Annotated in this window: 19 protein-coding genes and 1 pseudogene; 16 read left to right on the top strand and 4 right to left on the bottom strand. The window is 65.0% G+C overall.

Annotation, left to right across the window (positions count from 1 at the left end; all coding sequences use genetic code 11):
* Position 1: 1 nt before the first annotated feature.
* From ACW9UL_RS11775 to ACW9UL_RS11765, 3 genes and pseudogenes are all read left to right on the top strand, one after another.
* On the top strand, positions 2-592 hold the full coding sequence (locus ACW9UL_RS11775) for a DUF1287 domain-containing protein (RefSeq protein WP_457787107.1): 591 nt from the start codon (positions 2-4) through the stop codon (positions 590-592).
* Complete coding sequence (locus tag ACW9UL_RS11770) at positions 589-1023, top strand: thiol-disulfide oxidoreductase DCC family protein (RefSeq protein WP_457787106.1); 435 nt, start codon at positions 589-591, stop codon at positions 1021-1023. Before ACW9UL_RS11775 ends, ACW9UL_RS11770 begins: the two co-directional genes overlap by 4 nt.
* Before the next feature lie 68 nt (positions 1024-1091).
* Positions 1092-2858 (top strand): annotated as a pseudogene (locus ACW9UL_RS11765) (ABC transporter transmembrane domain-containing protein).
* Here ACW9UL_RS11765 and rhtA read toward each other — a convergent pair.
* The 3 genes from rhtA to ACW9UL_RS11750 all read right to left on the bottom strand — a co-directional run bounded on the left by rhtA (position 2855) and on the right by ACW9UL_RS11750 (position 4739).
* Complete coding sequence (gene rhtA, locus ACW9UL_RS11760; RefSeq protein WP_457787105.1) at positions 2855-3706, bottom strand: threonine/homoserine exporter RhtA; 852 nt, start codon at positions 3704-3706, stop codon at positions 2855-2857. The pseudogene ACW9UL_RS11765 and the gene rhtA overlap by 4 nt on opposite strands.
* A 138-nt stretch (positions 3707-3844) precedes the next feature.
* Entirely contained in the window at positions 3845-4126 is a 282-nt protein-coding gene (ppnP, locus tag ACW9UL_RS11755; RefSeq protein ID WP_003240864.1) for a pyrimidine/purine nucleoside phosphorylase, read from the bottom strand.
* A gap of 64 nt (positions 4127-4190) precedes the next feature.
* Entirely contained in the window at positions 4191-4739 is a 549-nt protein-coding gene (locus ACW9UL_RS11750; protein ID WP_397497250.1) for a 3'-5' exonuclease, read from the bottom strand.
* Between the two features lie 96 nt (positions 4740-4835).
* Between ACW9UL_RS11750 and ACW9UL_RS11745 the strand changes: the two genes are divergently transcribed.
* The 3 genes from ACW9UL_RS11745 (at position 4836) to ACW9UL_RS11735 (ending at position 6673) form a co-directional block, all read left to right on the top strand.
* Positions 4836-5708 (top strand): NAD(P)-dependent oxidoreductase, encoded by an 873-nt coding sequence (locus tag ACW9UL_RS11745; RefSeq protein WP_457787104.1) that lies wholly within the window; start codon positions 4836-4838, stop codon positions 5706-5708.
* A gap of 74 nt (positions 5709-5782) precedes the next feature.
* On the top strand, positions 5783-6040 hold the full coding sequence (locus ACW9UL_RS11740; protein WP_031303652.1) for a YkgJ family cysteine cluster protein: 258 nt from the start codon (positions 5783-5785) through the stop codon (positions 6038-6040).
* A gap of 15 nt (positions 6041-6055) precedes the next feature.
* Complete coding sequence (locus tag ACW9UL_RS11735) at positions 6056-6673, top strand: START domain-containing protein (protein ID WP_457787103.1); 618 nt, start codon at positions 6056-6058, stop codon at positions 6671-6673.
* Between the two features lie 117 nt (positions 6674-6790).
* Here the strand turns inward: ACW9UL_RS11735 and gltA are convergent, their stop codons facing one another.
* Complete coding sequence (gene gltA, locus ACW9UL_RS11730) at positions 6791-8071, bottom strand: citrate synthase (protein WP_457787102.1); 1281 nt, start codon at positions 8069-8071, stop codon at positions 6791-6793.
* Positions 8072-8420: 349 nt separating this feature from the next.
* Between gltA and sdhC the strand changes: the two genes are divergently transcribed.
* The 10 genes from sdhC to ACW9UL_RS11680 form a co-directional block, all read left to right on the top strand.
* Positions 8421-8807, top strand: coding sequence for a succinate dehydrogenase, cytochrome b556 subunit (gene sdhC, locus ACW9UL_RS11725; RefSeq protein WP_177342876.1), 387 nt, complete (start codon positions 8421-8423; stop codon positions 8805-8807).
* Positions 8801-9169 (top strand): succinate dehydrogenase, hydrophobic membrane anchor protein, encoded by a 369-nt coding sequence (gene sdhD, locus ACW9UL_RS11720; protein WP_024308045.1) that lies wholly within the window; start codon positions 8801-8803, stop codon positions 9167-9169. The genes sdhC and sdhD overlap by 7 nt, the downstream gene beginning before the upstream one ends.
* A gap of 3 nt (positions 9170-9172) precedes the next feature.
* Positions 9173-10945, top strand: coding sequence for a succinate dehydrogenase flavoprotein subunit (gene sdhA, locus ACW9UL_RS11715; RefSeq protein WP_021442751.1), 1773 nt, complete (start codon positions 9173-9175; stop codon positions 10943-10945).
* Between the two features lie 11 nt (positions 10946-10956).
* Complete coding sequence (locus ACW9UL_RS11710) at positions 10957-11664, top strand: succinate dehydrogenase iron-sulfur subunit (RefSeq protein ID WP_021442752.1); 708 nt, start codon at positions 10957-10959, stop codon at positions 11662-11664.
* Positions 11665-11912: 248 nt separating this feature from the next.
* A complete protein-coding gene (locus tag ACW9UL_RS11705) occupies positions 11913-14744 on the top strand; it encodes a 2-oxoglutarate dehydrogenase E1 component (RefSeq protein WP_397497246.1) in 2832 nt (943 codons plus the stop codon).
* A gap of 66 nt (positions 14745-14810) precedes the next feature.
* Complete coding sequence (gene odhB / locus ACW9UL_RS11700; protein WP_457787101.1) at positions 14811-16043, top strand: 2-oxoglutarate dehydrogenase complex dihydrolipoyllysine-residue succinyltransferase; 1233 nt, start codon at positions 14811-14813, stop codon at positions 16041-16043.
* Between the two features lie 66 nt (positions 16044-16109).
* Positions 16110-17546: a dihydrolipoyl dehydrogenase gene (gene lpdA / locus ACW9UL_RS11695; RefSeq protein ID WP_021442501.1), complete on the top strand. Its 1437-nt coding sequence runs from the start codon at positions 16110-16112 to the stop codon at positions 17544-17546.
* 245 nt (positions 17547-17791) lie between these two features.
* Positions 17792-18958 (top strand): ADP-forming succinate--CoA ligase subunit beta, encoded by a 1167-nt coding sequence (gene sucC, locus ACW9UL_RS11690; protein ID WP_122107741.1) that lies wholly within the window; start codon positions 17792-17794, stop codon positions 18956-18958.
* Entirely contained in the window at positions 18958-19845 is an 888-nt protein-coding gene (gene sucD, locus ACW9UL_RS11685) for a succinate--CoA ligase subunit alpha (RefSeq protein WP_021442499.1), read from the top strand. Before sucC ends, sucD begins: the two co-directional genes overlap by 1 nt.
* 459 nt (positions 19846-20304) lie before the next feature.
* On the top strand, positions 20305-20680 hold a 376-nt coding region (locus tag ACW9UL_RS11680), incomplete at its 3' end, for a branched-chain amino acid transport system II carrier protein (RefSeq protein ID WP_457787100.1).

Raw genomic sequence — 20680 nt, 5'->3', positions numbered from 1 at the left:
GATGCGCATGCTGGTTCTACTGTCGGCCTGGGCGCTGGCGCTGGCCGCGCAGGCCATCGAGGCTGACAGGTTGGTGCTGGATGCGCGCCAGCAGGTCGGCGTGACCCTGAGCTATGACCCGGCTTACCGCCAGTTGAGCTATCCGGGCGGCGACGTGCCCACGGCCACCGGGGTGTGCACCGACGTGGTGATCCGCGCGCTGCGCCAGCAGGGGCTGGATCTGCAGGAGGCGGTGCACCGCGACATGCGCGGCAATTTCGCCGTCTATCCGAACAACTGGGGGTTGAGCCGTCCCGACGCCAATATCGACCACCGCCGCGTGCCCAACCTGATGACCTGGTTCAAGCGCCAGGGTTGGTCGTTGCCGGTCAGTCAGGACGCTGCCACCTACCGGGCTGGCGATATCGTCACCTGGGATCTGGGTCGCGGCCTCACCCATATCGGCATCGTCAGCGATCGCCAGGCTCCCACGGGGACGCCGCTGATCCTGCACAACATCGGCCGTGGCGCTCAGGAGGAGGATATCCTCTTCGCCTTCCGCATCACCGGCCACTACCGCCCGCTCGCTCGACAGGCGAGTGCCGCACCATGACTGAACCTGTACTGCCGCCCGGTCTCGTCGCTGGTGAGCGCGTCGTGCTGTTCGACGGCGTCTGCAAGCTGTGCAACGGCTGGGCGAAATTCCTCATCCGCCACGACCGTGCGCGGCAATTTCGCCTGGCGTCGGTGCAGTCCGCCCAGGGGCAGGCATTGCTGGCCTGGTACGGGCTGCCCAGCGAGCGTGTCGACAGCATGGCGCTGATCGAAAATGGGCGCCTGCTGCTGCGTTCCGACGCCGTGCTGGGCATCCTCGCCCAGCTGCCCGGGCCCTGGCGGGGGCTGGCCGGATTGCGGCTGATCCCGCGACCGCTGCGCGACTGGTGCTACGACCGCATTGCGCTGAACCGCTACCGCCTGTTCGGGCGGCATGACGTATGCCTGCTGCCCAGCGCCGACCACGCCGAACGTTTTCTGCATGACTGAGCGGCCGCTGGTGCGGACGGCCTGGCTGGCGCTGGTTTCTATCTATTGCTGAGGCGACCCGAAACCCCATGACATCGCTGCTTTCCTCCCGTCAGCGCGGCGCCTTGCGCCTGGCCTGGCGCTTTATCGCGCCCTATCGCGGGCGGGTGCTGGGCGCCTTGCTGGCGCTGCTGTTCACTGCGGCGATCACCCTGTCCATGGGCCAGGGCATCAAGCTGCTGGTGGATCAGGGGCTGGCCACCCAGTCGCCGGCGGCGTTGCGCCAGTCGCTGGGGCTGTTCTTCGTCCTGGTGCTGGCCCTGGCGCTGGGCACCTACACGCGCTTCTACCTGGTGTCTTGGCTGGGCGAACGGGTGGTCGCCGATGTTCGCCGGCGCGTGTTCGATCACCTGATCGAGCTGCACCCGGGCTTTTACGAGAGCAACCGCAGCTCGGAGATCCAGTCGCGGCTGACCGCCGACACCACCTTGCTGCAATCGGTGATCGGCTCGTCGCTGTCGATGGCGCTGCGCAACCTGATCATGCTGGTCGGCGGCAGCGTGCTGCTGGTGGTGACCAACCCCAAGCTCAGCGGCATCGTGCTGGCGGCGCTGCCGCTGGTGGTGGCGCCGATCCTGATCTTCGGCCGTCGCGTGCGCGCGCTGTCGCGCCTGTCGCAGGACCGCGTGGCCGACGTCGGCAGCTACGTCGGCGAGGTGCTGGGGCAGATCAAGACGGTACAGGCCTACAACCACCAGGACGAGGACAAACGCCGCTTCGGCCTGTCCGCCGAGGCGGCGTTCGCGGTGGCGCGCAAGCGCATCGCCCAGCGCGCCTGGCTGATCACCCTGGTCATCGTGCTGGTGCTCGGCGCCGTCGGGGTGATGCTCTGGGTCGGCGGCATGGACGTGATCGCCGGGCGCATTTCCGGCGGCGAGCTGGCGGCCTTCGTGTTCTACAGCCTGATCGTCGGCTCCTCGTTCGGCACCCTGAGCGAGGTGATCGGCGAGCTGCAGCGCGCCGCCGGCGCGGCCGAACGCATCGCCGAACTGCTGCGCGCGCGCAACGAGATCGCTGCGCCGCAACAGGGGCTGCAGCATTTGGCGCAGCCGGTGCGCGGCGAGATCGAGCTGCAGCATCTGCGCTTCGCCTAACCGGGGCGTCCGGAGCACTACGCGGTCGATGGCATCAGCCTGCAGGTGCGCGCTGGCGAGACCCTGGCGCTGGTCGGGCCGTCTGGCGCCGGCAAGTCGACCCTGTTCGACCTGCTGCTGCGCTTCTTCGACCCGCAGGGCGGGCGCATCCTGATCGACGGCGTGCCGATCGAGCGGCTCGACCCGCGCGAGCTACGCGCCTGCTTCGCCCTGGTGTCGCAGAATCCGGCGCTGTTCTACGGCACGGTGGAGGACAACATCCGCTACGGCCGTCTCGATGCCAGCCAGGCCGAGGTGGAAGCGGCCGCGCGCGCGGCGCATGCCCACGAGTTCATTCAGCGCCTGCCGCAGGGCTACCAGACCCACCTGGGCGACGCCGGCCTGGGGCTTTCCGGCGGTCAGCGCCAGCGCCTGGCCATCGCCCGCGCCTTGCTCGCCGATGCGCCGATCCTGCTGCTCGACGAGGCCACCAGCGCGCTGGACGCCGAGAGCGAGCACCTGATCCAGCAGGCCCTGCCGCGCCTGATGGCCGGGCGCACCACCCTGGTGATCGCGCACCGCCTGGCCACGGTGAAGCAGGCCGAACGCATCGCGGTGATCGAGCAGGGGCGCCTGGCGGCCATCGGCAGCCACGCGCAGCTGCTGGCCGGCAGCCCGCTCTATGCGCGCCTGGCCGAGTTGCAGTTCGGTGAGGCCGGCTAGCTCTTGGGTTTGATCGTCGCGGCCGCGCCGGCCGAGGCGAGGATGATGGCGCCAATCGCCAGCCACTGGTTCCAGCTCAGCTGCTCGCTGAGGAACAGCAGCCCGGAAAGCGCGGCGATGGCCGGTTCCAGGCTCATCAGGATGCTGAAGGTGCGCGCCGGCAGGCGGGTCAGGGCGACCATCTCCAGGCTGTAGGGCAGCGCCGAGGACAGCACCGCCACACCCAGGGCGATGGGCAGCAGATCCACCGAGAACAGGCTGCCGCCGGCCTGCCACAGGCCGATGGGCAGCACCAGCAGGGCGGCGACCCAGGTGCCCAGGGCCACGGCCTGGCGGCCGTGGGCAGCGCCGGCCTTCTGCCCGAAGACGATGTATAGCGCCCAGCACAGCCCGGCGCCGAGGGCCAGGGCCATACCCAGCGGGTCGAGCTGGGTCTGCGCCAGATCGCTGGGCAGCAGCAGCCACAGGCCGAAGACGGCCAGGGCGATCCAGGCGAAATCCAGCAAGCGCCGCGACGACAGCAGCGCCAGGCCCAGCGGCCCGGTGAACTCCAGGGCCACGGCGACGCCCAGCGGAATGCTCTGCAGCGACATGTAGAACAGCAGGTTCATCCCGCCCAGGGCCAGGCCGTAGGCCAGCAGCGAGCGGTAGGCGGCCAGGTTCGGGCGGGTGCGCCAGGGCTGCATCACCAGCGACAGGATGATCGCGCCGAGCACCAGGCGCAGCGCCGTGGTGCCCTCGGCGCCGACCAGCGGGAACAGGCTCTTGGCCAGCGAGGCACCGCTCTGGATCGAGATCATCGCCACCAGCAGCAGGCCGATGGGCGCGAGAAGGGCGGTGCGGGGCATGGGGCGGTCCTTGGCGGGTTGATAGGCTTTCAGGTGCATCTGAGCGTAGGGTGCGCCGTGCGCACCGAGGGCCCGAACTTCTGCGGGAGCAAGAAAAAACCGGCCGCGAGGGCCGGTTCTTCGAGGCGCTGCGGCAGCTTAGCGGTATTCGCAGAGGTAGGCGGTGTCCACTGCCACCTTCAGCTGGAACTTGCTGTTGGCCGGTACGGTGAAGTTGCTGCCAGCCTCGAAGGTGCTCCAGCTGTCGCTGCCCGGCAGCTTCACGGTCAGAGCGCCGGCGACCACGTGCATCACTTCCAGCTGGCTGGTGCCGAATTCGTACTCGCCCGGGGCCATCACGCCGATGGTGGCAGGACCTTCGGCCATGGCGAAACCGATGGATTTGACGGTGCCGTCGAAGTACTCGTTGACCTTGAACATCTGCGATTCCTCGGGAGGGTTTAAAAAGGGGCCGCCAGTATGCCCAAGCGCCTTTTCTTCGTCATCAGTCTTTGAGCGGCAGCACCAGCGGCAACAGGCGAGCGGTGTTGCGCGCGTCGGTCAGCGCGCGATGCTGCGCCCCTTGGAACTGCAGGCCGGCCAGTTGCAGGGCGCTGTGCAGGCCGATCGGCCGCGGCAGCTGACGGGCCTTGGCGAAGGCCTGCTTGAGGTTCAGGTGCGGCACCGCGGCGAGCAGGCTGGCGAGCTGGTGCCGGCGCCATTCCTGCTCCAGCTGGCGGCGGTCGTAGTCGCCCCAGCTGCTCCAGCCCACCAGCCGCGGCGCGTGTTGGCCGAGCCAGCGCTCGAACTGCGCCCAGACCTGCGGCAGGGGCGCCGCGGCGTCGACCTCGTCCTGGCTGATATGGGTCAGCTCGCGGCAGAAGGCGGTCAGGCAGGGGCGTCGTTGCGGTTTGACGAAACGCTGGAAGTGATCGCGCTCATGACCGTCGGCGCCGACCAGGCTGGCGCCGATCTCGATGATTTCCATTTCCTCTACTGGCCAGCCGCCCTCGTCGGTGGTGGCTTCCAGGTCGATGATCAACCAATGTCCCATAGGCCCTCCCTTGCGTGCGCAGGCAGTATGGAAGGGCTTTCCGGCCAGGGCAAACCCCGTGTTAGGCTCTGCCGTCTATGTCTGGAGGAGGTAGCTATGGCGAAGGTCGCGTTTATCGGCTTGGGGGTGATGGGCTATCCGATGGCCGGGCACCTGGCCCGCAACGGCCATCAGGTGACGGTGTACAACCGCTCGCCGGGCAAGGCCGAACAATGGATGGCCGAATACGCCGGTAGCAGCGCGCCGACGCCGCGCGAGGCGGCCCAGGGCGCCGAGCTGGTGATGTGCTGCGTGGGCAACGACGATGACCTGCGCGGTGTGGTGCTGGGCGAGCAGGGCGCCTTCGCCGGCATGGCGCCGGGCGCCATCCTGGTCGATCACACCACGGCGTCGGCCGATGTCGCCCGCGAGCTGGCGGCGCTCGCCGCCGAGCGCGGCCTGGGCTTTCTCGATGCGCCGGTGTCCGGCGGCCAGGCCGGCGCGGTCAACGGCGTGCTGACGGTGATGGTCGGCGGCGAGGCCGAGGCCTATGCCAGCGCCGAGCCGGTGATCCAGAGCTACGCGCGGATGATCCGTCTGATGGGTGCTGCCGGCAGCGGCCAGCTGACCAAGATGGTCAACCAGATTTGCATCGCCGGCCTGGTGCAGGGGCTGGCCGAGGCGCTGCATTTCGCCCAGCGCGCCGGTCTCGACGCGCATGGCGCGATGGAGGTGATCAGCAAGGGCGCGGCGCAGTCCTGGCAGCTGGAAAATCGCCACAAGACCATGCTAGCCGGCGAATTCGACTTCGGCTTCGCCGTGGACTGGATGCGCAAGGACCTGTCGATCCTGCTCGACGAGGCGCGGCGCAATGGCGCGCAACTGCCGGTGACCGCACTGGTCGACCAGTTCTACGCCGAGGTGCAGGCCATGGGCGGCGGACGCTGGGATACTTCCAGCCTGCTGGCGCGCTTGCAGCGCGGCCGCTGATCGCGAAAGGCCTCGACTGGCGGCGCGCGCGAAATTAGCATCGCCGCCGTTCTATCCGCATGTCGAGGTTTGTCATGGACTGTCGTGCAGGCTGCGGTGCCTGTTGCATCGCGCCTTCCATCAGCTCGCCGATTCCCGGAATGCCCCAGGGCAAGCCGGCCGGCGTGCGTTGCATCCATCTGTCCGCCGAGCATCTCTGTGCCCTGTTCGGACGCCCGGAGCGGCCGGCGGTGTGCGTCGGCTTCAGCGCCGACGAACAGGTCTGCGGCGATAGCCGCGAGGCCGCCATCCGTCTGCTGGGGTGGCTGGAACAGGCCACGGCGGTGCCCTGAACGCTGGGAGTGTCGATGAAGGGAGGCGTGCGAGGCGCTCTGCTGGGCCTGCTGCTGTTGGCCGCGAGCGCGCCGGCCGCGGAGCTGCAATGGCGGCTGGCCCGGGAGGAGGGCGGTGTGCGCGTGTACCTGGCCGAGGTGTCGGGTTCGCGCTACCAGGCCTATCGCGGCGTGGTCGTCCTGCGCACGGATATGCCGACCCTGCTCGCCCTGCAGGAGGACGTCGCCGCCTCCTGCGCCTGGATCTACGCCTGCAGCGAGCAGCGCCTGCTCGGCAGCGAAGGCGCGCTGAGCTGGATCTACAGCCGTTACGCCACGCCCTGGGCGGTGACGCCGCGCGATTCGGTGCTGCAGGTCGCCACCGAGGTCGGCGCCGACGGCAGCGTCACCCGTCGGCTCACGGCGGCGCCGACGCGCCTGCCGGAGCAGCGCGGCTATGTGCGGGTGCGCAAGCTGGAGGGCATCTGGCGCTTGCGGCCGCTGGACGAGGGGCGGGTGGAGGTGGTCTACCAGGCGCATACCGAGCCGGGCGGCAGCGTGCCGTCCTGGCTGGCCAACAGCTTCGTCGTCGATGCGCCGCTGCAGACGCTGAAAGCGCTCAAGGCGCTGGTCGAGGGTTCTGGGCGGAAGTAGGGGGTTATTCGCGAAGTTCGCGGATAACACCGCCCTTTTGGAGAAATATCGCCGTATTTACTGCGAGCCAATAAAAAAGGCTGCCACTGGCAGCCTTTTTTTGCGTCGCGCTGGCGATCAGTCGCGGCCGCTCGGCAGGTCGCGCTGCTCGTAGCCGGTGTACAGCTGGCGCGGACGGCCGATCTTGTACGGGCTGGAGAGCATTTCCTTCCAGTGTGAGATCCAGCCGACGGTACGCGCCAGGGCGAAGATCACGGTGAACATGGAGGTCGGGATGCCGATGGCCTTGAGGATGATGCCCGAGTAGAAGTCGACGTTCGGGTAGAGGTTGCGTTCCTTGAAGTACGGATCGTTGCGCGCGATTTCGTCGAGCTTCATCGCCAGTTCCAGCTGCGGGTCGTTGATGCCCAGCTCGGCCAGCACTTCGTCGCAGGTCTGCTTCATCACCTTGGCGCGCGGGTCGAAGTTCTTGTACACGCGGTGACCGAAGCCCATCAGCTTGAACGGGTCGTTCTTGTCCTTGGCCTTGGCGATGAACTTGTCGATGTTCTCGACGCTGCCGATCTCGTCCAGCATGCTCAGCACCGCCTCGTTGGCGCCGCCGTGCGCCGGGCCCCACAGCGCGGCGATACCGGCGGCGATACAGGCGAAGGGGTTGGCGCCGGAAGAGCCGGCCAGGCGTACGGTGGAGGTGGAGGCGTTCTGCTCGTGGTCGGCGTGAAGGATGAAGATCTTGTCCATCGCCTTGGCCAGTACCGGGCTGATCGGTTTGATCTCGCACGGGGTGTTGAACATCATGTGCAGGAAGTTTTCCGCGTAGTTCAGGTCGTTACGCGGGTACATCATGGGCTGGCCCATGGAGTACTTGTAGGTCATGGCGGCGATGGTCGGCATCTTGGCCACCAGGCGCATGGCCGAGACTTCGCGGTGCTGCGGGTTATTGATGTCCAGCGAGTCGTGGTAGAAGGCGGAGAGGGCGCCGACCACGCCGCACATGATGGCCATCGGGTGGGCATCGCGGCGGAAACCGTTGAAGAAGCTCTTCAGCTGCTCGTGAACCATGGTGTGGTTCTTGATGGTGCCGACGAACTTGGCCTTCTCTTCCTTGCTCGGCAGTTCGCCGTTGAGCAGCAGGTAGCAGGTTTCCAGGTAGTCCGATTGCTCGGCGAGCTGTTCGATGGGGTAGCCGCGGTGCAGCAGGATGCCCTTGTCGCCGTCGATGTAGGTGATCTTCGACTCGCAAGAGGCGGTCGACATAAAGCCAGGATCAAAGGTGAACCGACCCGTGGCGGTCAGGCCCCGCACATCGATTACATCGGGACCCATGGTGCCGGTCAGAACGGGCAGTTCGACGGGGGCATTGCCCTCGATGATCAACTGCGCTTTTTTGTCAGCCATATGTGGCCTCCTAGTTATGCTTGAAATCATCAGACAGCCCCCCACGCAGGGCCCGCACCACTATAGTGGGATAAATCCGAAAGTCAATTTGCGAAAACCCAGGCGGCAGAAGGGTTTCGGCGGGTTTTTCCGCGAAAAAAGGCCGCTATTTACGCCATTTGTTTAGCGCCTGCAATGCGCTTTTTGGGGTAGGCCATTGCATTGTCATTAGTCTGCTAACTGTCTATACTCTGCGCCCGACCGCCAGGGGCTTTGCGGCCATATCATGGCGGTCGTCACTCCTTGGGTGATGGGTACCTGACCAGTGCACTTCCCAACAACTTTGCCCTGATAGTTAGGGGCTCTCAGTGTGATAAAAGCCGTGAATAGCCAACGACCTGTAAACCTAGACCTTAGGACTATCAAGCTCCCAATCACCGCTTACACGTCCATTCTGCACCGCATCTCCGGTGTCATCCTCTTTGTCGGTATCGCCATCCTGCTGTTCGGCCTCGACAAGTCGCTGACCTCCGAAGAGGGCTTCGCCCAGGTGAAAGAATGTCTGGCCAGCCCGCTGGCCAAGTTCGTGATCTGGGGTCTGCTGTCCGCTCTGCTGTACCACCTGGTGGCCGGTGTACGCCACTTGATCATGGACATGGGCATCGGCGAGACGCTGGAAGGCGGCAAGCTGGGCTCGCAAATCGTCATCGCCGTCTCGGCGGTCGTGATCGTGCTGCTGGGGGTGTGGATATGGTAACTAATGTCACGAATTTCTCGCGTTCGGGCCTCTATGACTGGATGGCGCAACGCGTTTCTGCGGTCGTTCTCGCGGCTTACACGCTGTTTCTGCTGGGCTATGTGATCTGCAATCCGGGCATGGGCTACGCCGAATGGCACGGCCTGTTCTCGCATACCGCAATGCGCATCTTCAGCCTGCTGGCCCTGGTTGCACTGAGCGTGCATGCCTGGGTCGGCATGTGGACCATCTCCACCGACTACCTGACGCCGATGGCGCTGGGCAAGTGGGCGACCGGTGTGCGTTTCCTGTTCCAGGCCGTGTGCGGCATCGCCATGTTCGCGATGTTCGTCTGGGGCGTGCAGATTCTGTGGGGTTTCTGATTCATGGCTAGCATCCGTACTCTTTCCTATGACGCCATCATCGTAGGTGGCGGCGGCGCCGGCATGCGTGCTGCGCTGCAACTGGCCCAGGGCGGTCACAAGACTGCCGTGGTCACCAAGGTGTTCCCGACCCGCTCGCACACCGTGTCCGCCCAGGGTGGCATCACCTGCGCCATCGCCTCGGCCGATCCGAACGACGACTGGCGCTGGCACATGTACGACACCGTCAAGGGCTCCGACTACATCGGTGACCAGGACGCCATCGAATACATGTGCTCCGTCGGCCCGGAAGCCGTGTTCGAACTCGAGCACATGGGCCTGCCGTTCTCCCGTACCGAGCAGGGCCGCATCTATCAGCGTCCGTTCGGTGGCCAGTCCAAGGGTCCGGACAATCCGACCCAGGCGGCCCGTACCTGCGCTGCGGCCGACCGTACCGGTCACGCCCTGCTGCACACCCTGTACCAGGCCAACCTGAAGGCCGGCACCTCGTTCCTCAACGAGTGGTACGCCGTCGACCTGGTGAAGAACCAGGACGGCGCCATCGTCGGCATCATCGCCATCTGCATCGAGACCGGCGAAACCGTCTACATCCGTTCCAAGGCCGTGGTTCTGGCCACTGGCGGTGCCGGCCGTATCTACGCCTCCACCACCAACGCCCTGATCAACACCGGCGACGGCGTGGGTATGGCCCTGCGTGCCGGCGTGCCGGTGCAGGACATCGAGATGTGGCAGTTCCACCCGACCGGCATCGCCGGCGCCGGTGTACTGGTCACCGAAGGCTGCCGTGGCGAGGGTGGTTACCTGATCAACGCCCATGGCGAGCGCTTCATGGAGCGCTACGCACCGAACGCCAAGGACCTGGCCGGTCGCGACGTGGTCGCCCGTTCCATGGTCAAGGAAGTGATCGCCGGCAACGGCTGTGGCCCGGACAAGGACCACGTGCTGCTCAAGCTCGATCACCTCGGCGAAGAAGTGCTGCACAGCCGCCTGCCGGGCATCTGCGAACTGTCCAAGACCTTCGCTCACGTCGATCCGGTGGTCGCGCCGGTTCCGGTGATTCCAACCTGCCACTACATGATGGGCGGCGTGGCCACCAACATCCATGGCCAGGCCATCACCCAGGACGCCAACGGCAACGACAAGATCATCGAAGGTCTGTTCGCCGTGGGCGAAGTGGCCTGCGTATCGGTGCACGGTGCCAATCGTCTGGGCGGCAACTCGCTGCTCGACCTGGTGGTATTCGGCCGTGCCGCCGGCCTGCACCTGGAGAAAGCGCTGAAAGAAGGCGTGGAAGTCCGCGGTGCCAGCGAGACCGACATCGAGCAGTCGCTGGCGCGCCTGTCCGGCGTCAACCAGCGCAGCACCGGCGAAGACGTCGCCCCGCTGCGCAAAGAGCTGCAACAGTGCATGCAGAACTACTTCGGTGTATTCCGTACCGGCGAATACATGCAGAAGGGCATCCAACAACTGGCCGACCTGCGTGAGCGCATCGCGAACGTCAAGATCGCGGACAAGAGCCAGGCGTTCAACACTGCGCGTATCGAAGCGCTGGAACTGCAAAACCTGCTCGAAGTCGCCGAAGCGACCGCGGTGGCGGCCGAGGCTCGCAAAGAGTCCCGTGGCGCCCACGCTCGCGAAGACTTCGAAGAGCGCGATGACCAAAACTGGCTGTGCCACTCCCTGTACTTCCCGGGTGAGAAGCGCGTGGCCAAGCGTGCGGTCAACTTCGCGCCGAAGACCGTTCCGGCATTTGAACCCAAGGTTCGGACTTATTAAGGGTGACTGATATGTTGCAAGTCAGTGTTTATCGCTACAACCCGGAGAAGGACGCCGCTCCGTTCATGCAGGACTTCCAGGTCGACACCGGCGGCAAGGACGTCATGGTTCTCGACGTGCTGGCGCTGATCAAGGAGCAGGACGAAGGCTTCTCCTACCGTCGCTCCTGCCGTGAAGGCGTATGCGGTTCCGACGGCATGAACATCAACGGCAAGAACGGCCTGGCCTGCATCACCCCGCTGTCCGCGGCGGGGCTCAAAGGTGGCAAGCTGGTGATTCGTCCGCTGCCGGGTCTGCCGGTCATTCGTGACCTGGTCGTCGACATGAGCATCTTCTACAAGCAGTACGAGAAGGTGCAGCCGTTCCTGCAGAACGATACCCCGGCTCCGGCCATCGAGCGTCTGCAGAGCCCGGAAGAGCGCGAGAAGCTGGATGGTCTGTACGAGTGCATCCTGTGCGCCTGCTGCTCGACCAGCTGCCCGTCGTTCTGGTGGAACCCGGACAAGTTCCTCGGTCCGGCCGCGCTGCTGCAGGCCTATCGCTTCCTGGCCGACAGCCGCGACACCAAGACCGCCGAGCGTCTGGCCTCGCTGGACGATCCGTTCAGCGTGTTCCGCTGCCGCGGCATCATGAACTGCGTGAACGTGTGCCCCAAGGGTCTGAACCCGACCAAGGCCATCGGTCACGTACGCAACATGCTGCTGCAGAGCGGTACCTGATTCGCAAGTTGCTGTACCCGTAACACCTGCGAGCCCGGCTTCGGTCGGTCTCGCAGTAAAGCCAGAACCGCAGCCCACAAAGCCGCGGTTCCTACTCGAAAAATATGACGACCAGCAGGGGCATCCGGGCTGGTACCCGGACTATCTGCGGGAACCGAAGTGGCTTTATCCGAGTCGCAGCACCATGGCTCGGGTACGACCATGCGGTGTCCACGCCGGTGGTGTCCCCTTACCGAGGGTGACCAAGCATGCAAGAAAGCGTGATGCAGCGCATGTGGGACAGTGCCCACCTATCCGGTGGCAACGCTGCCTACGTGGAAGAGCTCTACGAGCTCTACCTGCACGATCCCAACGCTGTGCCAGAAGAGTGGCGCACTTACTTCCAGAAGTTGCCGACCGACGGCAGCGCTGCAATGGACGTGTCGCATTCGACCATTCGCGACCACTTCGTCCTGCTCGCCAAGAATTCGCGTCGTGCCCAGCCGGTTTCCGCGGGAACCGTGAGCAGCGAGCACGAGAAGAAGCAGGTGGAAGTGCTGCGTCTGATCCAGGCCTATCGCGTGCGTGGCCATCAGGCCGCCCAGCTCGACCCGCTGGGGCTGTGGGTGCGCACTGCGCCGTCCGACCTGTCGATCAACCACTACGGTCTGACCGACGCCGATCTGGACACCACCTTCCGCACCGGCGAACTGTACATCGGCAAAGAGGAGGCAACGCTACGCGAAATTCGCGATGCGCTGCAGCAGACATATTGTCGCACCATCGGCGCCGAGTTCATGCACATCGTCGACTCCGGTCAGCGCCACTGGTTCGCCCAGCGCCTGGAAAGCGTGCGCGGTCGTCCGCAGTTCTCCGCCGAGGTGCGGGCACACGTGCTCGAGCGCGTCACCGCTGCCGAAGGCCTGGAAAAATACCTGGGCACCAAATACCCGGGCACCAAGCGTTTCGGCCTGGAAGGCGGCGAAAGCCTGATCCCCATGCTGGACGAGATCATCCAGCGCTCGGGTTCCTACGGCACCAAGGAAATCGTCATCGGCATGGCTCACCGCGGCCGCCTCAACGTGCTGGTCAACACCTTCGGCAAGAACCCGCGCGACCTGTTCGACGAGTTCGAGGGCAAGAAGACCGAAGGCCTGTCGTCCGGCGACGTGAAGTACCACCAGGGCTTCTCCTCCAACGTCATGACCGCCGGCGGTGAAGTGCACCTGGCGCTGGCGTTCAACCCCTCGCACCTGGAGATCGTCTCCCCGGTGGTCGAGGGTTCGGTGCGTGCCCGCCAGGATCGTCGCAACGACGCCGCTGGCGACAAGGTGCTGCCGATCTCCATCCACGGCGACGCGGCCTTCGCCGGCCAGGGCGTGGTCATGGAAACCTTCCAGATGTCGCAGACCCGTGGCTACAAGACGGGCGGCACCATCCACATCGTGATCAATAACCAGGTCGGTTTCACCACCAGCCGTCCGGAAGACTCGCGCTCGACCGAATACGCCACCGACGTGGCGAAGATGATCCAGGCGCCGATCTTCCACGTGAACGGCGACGATCCGGAAGCCGTGCTATTCGTCACCCAGCTGGCCGTCGACTACCGCATGCAGTACAAACGCGACGTGGTCATCGACCTGGTCTGCTACCGTCGTCGTGGCCACAACGAGGCCGACGAGCCGAACGGCACCCAGCCGCTGATGTACCAGCAGATCGCCAAGCAGCGCACCACCCGCGAGCTCTACGCCGACGCCCTGGTTGCCGCCGGCGTGCAGAGCAGCGACGAGGTGCAGGCCAAGATCGACGAGTACCGCACTGCGCTGGACAACGGCCAGCACGTGGTCAAGAGCCTGGTCAAGGAGCCGAACAAGGAGCTGTTCGTCGACTGGCGTCCGTACCTGGGCCACGCCTGGACCGCGCGTCACGACACCCGCTTCGATCTGAAGACCCTGCAGGATCTGTCCGCCAAGCTGCTGGAAATCCCCGAGGGTTTCCTGGTTCAGCGCCAGGTGGCGAAGATTCTCGAGGATCGCCAGAAGATGGGCGCAGGCGGTCTGCCGATCAACTGGGGCTACGCCGAAACCATGGCCTACGCCACCCTGTTGTTCGAAGGCCACCCGATCCGCATGACCGGCCAGGACATCGGCCGTGGCACCTTCTCGCACCGTCACGCGGTGCTGCACAACCAGAAGGACGCCAGCACCTATGTGGCGCTGAAGAACCTCTACGAAGGGCAGCCGAAGTTCGAGCTGTACGACTCCTTCCTCTCCGAGGAAGCGGTACTGGCCTTCGAATACGGCTACTCGACCACGGTGCCGAACGCGCTGGTGATCTGGGAAGCCCAGTTCGGCGACTTCGCCAACGGTGCCCAGGTGGTGTTCGACCAGTTCATCTCCAGCGGCGAGCACAAGTGGGGTCGTCTCTGCGGCCTGACCATGCTGCTGCCGCACGGCTACGAAGGGCAGGGCCCCGAGCACAGCTCGGCGCGTCTGGAGCGCTACCTGCAGCTGTGCGCCGAGCACAACATGCAGGTCTGCGTGCCGACCACCCCGGCGCAGGTCTACCACATGCTGCGTCGCCAGGTGATCCGCCCGCTGCGCAAGCCGCTGGTGGTGCTGACGCCGAAGTCGCTGCTGCGCCACAAGCTGGCCATCTCGACCCTGGAAGATCTGGCCGAAGGCTCGTTCCAGACCGTGATCGGCGAGATCGATGCACTCGATCCGAAGAAGGTCGAGCGTCTGATCCTGTGCAGCGGCAAGGTCTACTACGACCTGCTGGAGAAGCGTCGTGCCGAGGGGCGCGAGGACATCGCCATCGTCCGTATCGAACAGCTCTACCCGTTCCCGGAAGAGGATCTGGCCGAGGTGATGGCGCCGTACAAGAACCTCAAGCACATCGTCTGGTGCCAGGAAGAGCCGATGAACCAGGGCGCCTGGTACTGCAGCCAGCACCACATGCGTCGGGTTGCCAGTGCGCACAAGAAGGCCCTGTTCCTCGAGTACGCCGGTCGCGAGGCCTCGGCCGCACCGGCTTGCGGTTACGCCTCGATGCACGCCGAACAGCAGGAAAAACTGCTGCAGGACGCCTTTACTGTTTAACGCCTTCACCCAGGGGGCGGCGGGTGTCGCCTCCTGGTAAAAACCGAATTTAAGGAAACACACACAATGGCTATCGAGATCAAAGCCCCAACCTTCCCGGAATCGGTTGCCGACGGCACCGTGGCCACCTGGCACAAGAAGCCGGGCGATGCGGTCAAGCGCGACGAGCTGATCGTCGACATCGAGACCGACAAGGTGGTGATCGAAGTGCTGGCCGAGGCCGATGGCGTCCTGGCTGAAATCATCAAGAACGAAGGCGACACCGTGCTCTCCAACGAGCTGCTGGGCAAGCTGAGCGAAGGCGGTGCCGCCGCCGCTGCTCCTGCTGCCGCTCCGGCCGCCGCTGCTGCTGCTCCGGCTCAGGCCGCCGCCCCGGCTGCCGCTGGCGACGACGCCATCCTCTCGCCGGCCGCGCGCAAGCTGGCCGAAGAGAACGGCATCGACCCGAACAGCATTGCCGGCACCGGCAAGGGTGGCCGCGTGACCAAGGAAGACGTGGTCGCCGCCGTCGAAGCCAAGAAGAACGCCCCGGCCGCGCAGGCGCCCAAGCCTGCCGCCGCTCCGGCCGCTGCCGCTCCGGTCTTCGCCGCTGGCGACCGCACCGAGAAGCGCGTGCCGATGACCCGCCTGCGCGCCAAGATCGCCGAGCGTCTGGTCGAGGCGCAGTCCTCCATGGCCATGCTGACCACCTTCAACGAAGTCGACATGACCGAAGTCATGGCACTGCGCGCGAAGTATAAGGAGCTGTTCGAGAAGACCCACAACGGCGTGCGCCTGGGCTTCATGTCGTTCTTCGTCAAGGCCGCTGTCGAGGCCCTCAAGCGCCTGCCGGCGGTCAATGCCTCGATCGACGGCAACGACATCGTCTACCACGGCTACCAGGATATCGGCGTCGCCGTATCCAGCGACCGCGGCCTGGTGGTGCCGGTGCTGCGCAACGCCGAGCTGATGAGCCTGGCCGAGATCGAGAGCGGCATCGCCACCTTCGGCAAGAAGGCCAAAGACGGCAAGCTGTCGATCGAGGAGATGACCGGCGGTACCTTCACCATCACCAATGGCGGTACCTTTGGCTCGATGATGTCGACCCCGATCGTCAACCCGCCGCAAGCGGCCATCCTGGGGATGCACAACATCATCCAGCGTCCGATGGCGATCAACGGTCAGGTGGTGATCCGCCCGATGATGTACCTGGCGCTGTCTTACGACCACCGCCTGATCGATGGTAAGGAAGCCGTGACCTTCCTGGTGACCATCAAGAACTTGCTGGAAGACCCGGCGCGTCTGCTGCTGGATATCTAAAAGCCAGTCTCTCCCACGGCGGCCCTGTTCACAGGGCCGTCCGGTTTATTCGAGAAGGAATACGTTATGACCCAGAAATTCGACGTGGTAGTCATCGGTGCCGGCCCTGGTGGCTACGTAGCGGCCATCAAAGCAGCGCAGCTCGGTCTGAAGACCGCCTGCATCGAGAAGTACCAGGACAAGGAGGGTAAGGTCGCCCTCGGCGGTACTTGCCTGAACGTCGGCTGCATCCCGTCCAAGGCGCTGCTGGACAGCTCCTGGAAATACCACGAAGCCAAAGACGGCTTCGCCGTGCACGGCATCGAAGCCAAGGGCGTGACCATCGACGTCCCGGCCATGGTGGCGCGCAAGAACAGCATCATCAAGAACCTCACCGGTGGCGTCGCCGGCCTGTTCAAGGCCAACGGCGTGACCCTGCTCGAAGGCCACGGCAAGCTGCTGGCGAACAAGCAGGTCGAAGTCACCGACAAGGACGGCAAGACCCAGGTCATCGAAGCCGGCAATGTGATCCTGGCTTCCGGCTCGCGTCCGGTGGACATCCCGCCGGCCCCGGTCGATCAGGACGTGATCGTCGATTCCACCGGCGCCCTGGAATTCCAGAGCGTACCGAAGAAGCTGGGCGTGATCGGCGCCGGCGTGATCGGCCTGGAGCTGGGTTCGGTGTGGTCGCGCCTGGGCGCGGAAGTCACCGTGATCGAGGCGCTGGACAAGTTCCTCCCGGCTGCCGACGAGCAGATCGCCAAGGAAGCCCTGAAGACCCTGACCAAGCAGGGCCTGCAGATTCGCCTGGGCGCTCGCGTGACCGGTTCGGAAGTGAAGAAGAAGCAGGTCACCGTGAGCTTCACCGACGCCGAAGGCGAGCAGAAGCTGACCTTCGACAAGCTGATCGTGGCCGTGGGCCGTCGCCCGGTGACCACCGATCTGCTGGCCGCCGACAGCGGCGTGACCCTGGACGAGCGTGGCTTCATCTACGTCGACGACCAGTGCGCCACCAGCGTGCCGGGCGTCTACGCCATCGGTGACGTGGTGCGTGGCGCTATGCTGGCGCACAAGGCGTCGGAAGAGGGCGTGATGGTTGCCGAGCGCATCGCCGGCCACAAGGCGCAGATGAACTACGACCTGATCCCGTCGGTGATCTACACCCACCCGGAAATCGCATGGGTCGGCAAGACCGAGCAGCAGCTGAAGGCCGAAGGCGTTGCCGTCAACGTCGGCACCTTCCCGTTCGCCGCCAGCGGTCGTGCCATGGCCGCCAACGATACCGGTGGTCTGGTCAAGGTCATCGCCGATGCCAAGACCGACCGCGTGCTGGGCGTTCACGTGATCGGCCCTAGCGCGGCCGAGCTGGTGCAGCAGGGCGCGATCGGCATGGAATTCGGCACCAGCGCCGAAGACCTGGGCATGATGGTGTTCTCGCACCCGACGCTGTCCGAGGCGCTGCACGAAGCAGCCCTGGCGGTGAATGGCGGCGCCATTCACATCGCCAACCGCAAGAAGCGCTAAGCGTCACGAGTGGCCGCCTCGTGCGGCCACGTAAATTGTTGTAAGCCGCCGTGGTAGGCGGGGCGTCGCGTAATCGCCTCATCGCCACGGCGGTGTTTGCAAGCAGAACCACGGCGGGTGGCCCGCGTCGAGTGCTCGACACGCGCCGCGGAAAGCCCGGCGGACTGCTCAGGCAGTCACAGGTGGCGCGGTATCACAAGTACAGCGCCGAATGCGCAATACCTAAACGAAGACGGTAGACAAGCATGAATCTCCACGAGTATCAGGGTAAGCAGCTGTTCGCTGAATACGGCCTGCCCGTATCCAAGGGCTTCGCGGTAGACACCCCGGAAGAAGCCGCAGCAGCCTGCGAAAAAATCGGCGGCACCGAGTGGGTCGTCAAGGCTCAGGTCCACGCTGGCGGCCGCGGTAAAGCGGGCGGCGTCAAACTGGTGAAGAGCAAGGAAGACGCCAAGGCCTTCGCCGCCAACTGGCTGGGTAAGCGTCTGGTGACCTACCAGACCGACGCCAACGGTCAGCCGGTCAGCAAAATCCTGGTCGAATCCTGCACCGACATCGCCAAGGAACTGTACCTGGGCGCCGTAGTCGATCGTTCCAGCCGTCGCATCGTGTTCATGGCTTCCACCGAAGGTGGCGTGGACATCGAGAAAGTGGCCCACGAAACCCCTGAGAAGATCCTCAAGGCCACCATCGATCCGCTGGTCGGCGCGCAGCCGTACCAGGGCCGCGAGCTGGCGTTCCAGCTGGGCCTGGAAGGCGATCAGATCAAGCAGTTCACCCACATCTTCGTTGGCCTGGCCAAGCTGTTCCAGGACTACGACCTGGCCCTGCTGGAAGTCAACCCGCTGGTGATCAAGGCCGATGGCAACCTGCACTGCCTGGACGCCAAGATCAACATCGACTCCAACGCCATGTACCGTCAGCCCAAGCTGCGCGCCATGCACGACCCGTCCCAGGACGATCCGCGTGAAGCCCATGCGCAGAAGTGGGAACTGAACTACGTCGCGCTGGAAGGCAACATCGGCTGCATGGTCAACGGCGCTGGCCTGGCCATGGGCACCATGGACATCGTCAACCTGCACGGCGGCAAGCCGGCCAACTTCCTCGACGTAGGCGGTGGCGCGACCAAGGAGCGCGTGACCGAAGCGTTCAAGATCATCCTCTCCGACAGCAACGTGAAGGCCGTTCTGGTCAACATCTTCGGCGGCATCGTGCGCTGCGACATGATTGCCGAAGGCATCATCGGCGCGGTCAAAGAAGTCGGCGTGAAGATTCCGGTGGTCGTCCGTCTGGAAGGCAACAACGCCGACCTGGGCGCCAAGGTCCTGGCCGACAGCGGTCTGAACATCATCGCGGCAACCAGCCTGACCGACGCTGCCCAGCAGGTCGTCAAGGCCGCGGAGGGTAAGTAATGAGCATCCTGATCAACAAAGACACCAAGGTCATCTGCCAGGGCTTCACCGGCTCGCAGGGCACCTTCCACTCCGAACAGGCCATCGCCTACGGCACCAAGATGGTCGGCGGCGTGACCCCGGGCAAGGGTGGCAGCACTCACCTGGGCCTGCCGGTGTTCAACACCGTCAAGGAAGCCGTGGAAGCCACCGGCGCCGAAGCGTCGGTGATCTACGTGCCGGCGCCGTTCTGCAAGGACTCGATCCTGGAAGCGGCCAACGGCGGCATCAAGCTGATCGTCTGCATCACCGAAGGCATCCCGACCATCGACATGCTGGAAGCCAAGGTCAAGTGCGACGAGCTGGGCGTACGCCTGATCGGCCCGAACTGCCCGGGCGTGATCACTCCCGGCGAGTGCAAGATCGGCATCATGCCGGGTCACATCCACCTGCCGGGCAAAGTCGGCATCGTGTCCCGTTCGGGCACCCTGACCTATGAAGCCGTGAAGCAGACCACCGACGCCGGCTTCGGCCAGTCCACCTGCGTGGGCATCGGTGGCGACCCCATCCCGGGCTCCAACTTCATCGACATCCTCAAGCTGTTCCAGGACGATCCGAAGACCGAAGCGATCGTCATGATCGGTGAGATCGGCGGTTCGGCCGAGGAAGAAGCGGCGGCCTTTATCAAGGCCAACGTCACCAAGCCGGTGGTGTCCTACATCGCTGGCGTGACCGCTCCGCCCGGCAAGCGCATGGGCCACGCTGGCGCCATCATCTCCGGCGGCAAGGGCACTGCGGACGAGAAATTCGCCGCGCTGCAGGACGCCGGTGTGAAGACCGTGCGTTCCCTGGCCGACATCGGCAAGGCCCTGGCCGAGCTGACCGGTTGGGAAGTCAAGAAGGCCTAAGCCTTCGTTGACTCTGCGCAAAAAGGCCACCTTCGGGTGGCCTTTTTGTTTGGGCCTGTTCCTGGCGCCTGTCGATGTTGCGAAAGAGCGGATTTATCCGCGAAGCTCGTCGCGAAATCGCGAAATCGCGAAATCGCGAAATCGCGAAATCGCGAATACAGCGGAACGCCGCCCGTTCGCTCCTACAGGAAGGCAGGCGGGGCAGGGCAGGGCAGTTGTCGCCGGAGCCGTGCAACTGTCGGGCATGCGACAGGGAGTTACGCCAGTTCGACAGCTCGTCCGGCAACTGTGCTGCTAACGAGCAAGTTTCGTTAGTATCGCAACTATCCGGTGTCCATGGCGCCACAAGCGCCTGGCGATGCCTGCAGTGGTTCGAGCCAAACGCTCGGGCGACGTTTCCCCGATCCCTGAAGGAAACCTCCGCAACTCTTCGATTTCCTGCTTGTGGTATTCCCCTTTATGACTCGTTTGCAAGGCTCGGACCTCCTGGCCCTCGGCTTCATGACATTCGCGCTGTTCCTCGGCGCCGGCAACATCATCTTTCCGCCCAGCGCCGGTCTGGCGGCGGGGGAGAACCTGCTGCCGGCGGCGCTGGGCTTTCTACTCACCGGCGTCGGCCTGCCGCTGCTTACCGTGGTCGCCCTGGCCCGCGTCGGCGGCGGCATGGAGCGCCTGACCGCGCCCATCGGCAAGCTCGCCGGCGCCATTCTGGCGGTGGCGGTGTACCTGGCCATCGGCCCGCTGTTCGCCACCCCGCGTACCGCCGTGGTGTCCTTCGAGATGGGCGTGGCGCCCTTCACCGGTAACGACGGCCTGTCGCTGCTGCTCTATACCC

The sequence above is a fragment of the Pseudomonas sp. PL-6 genome (assembly GCF_054110165.1).
This window is presented reverse-complemented; position numbering and strand designations above follow the sequence as displayed.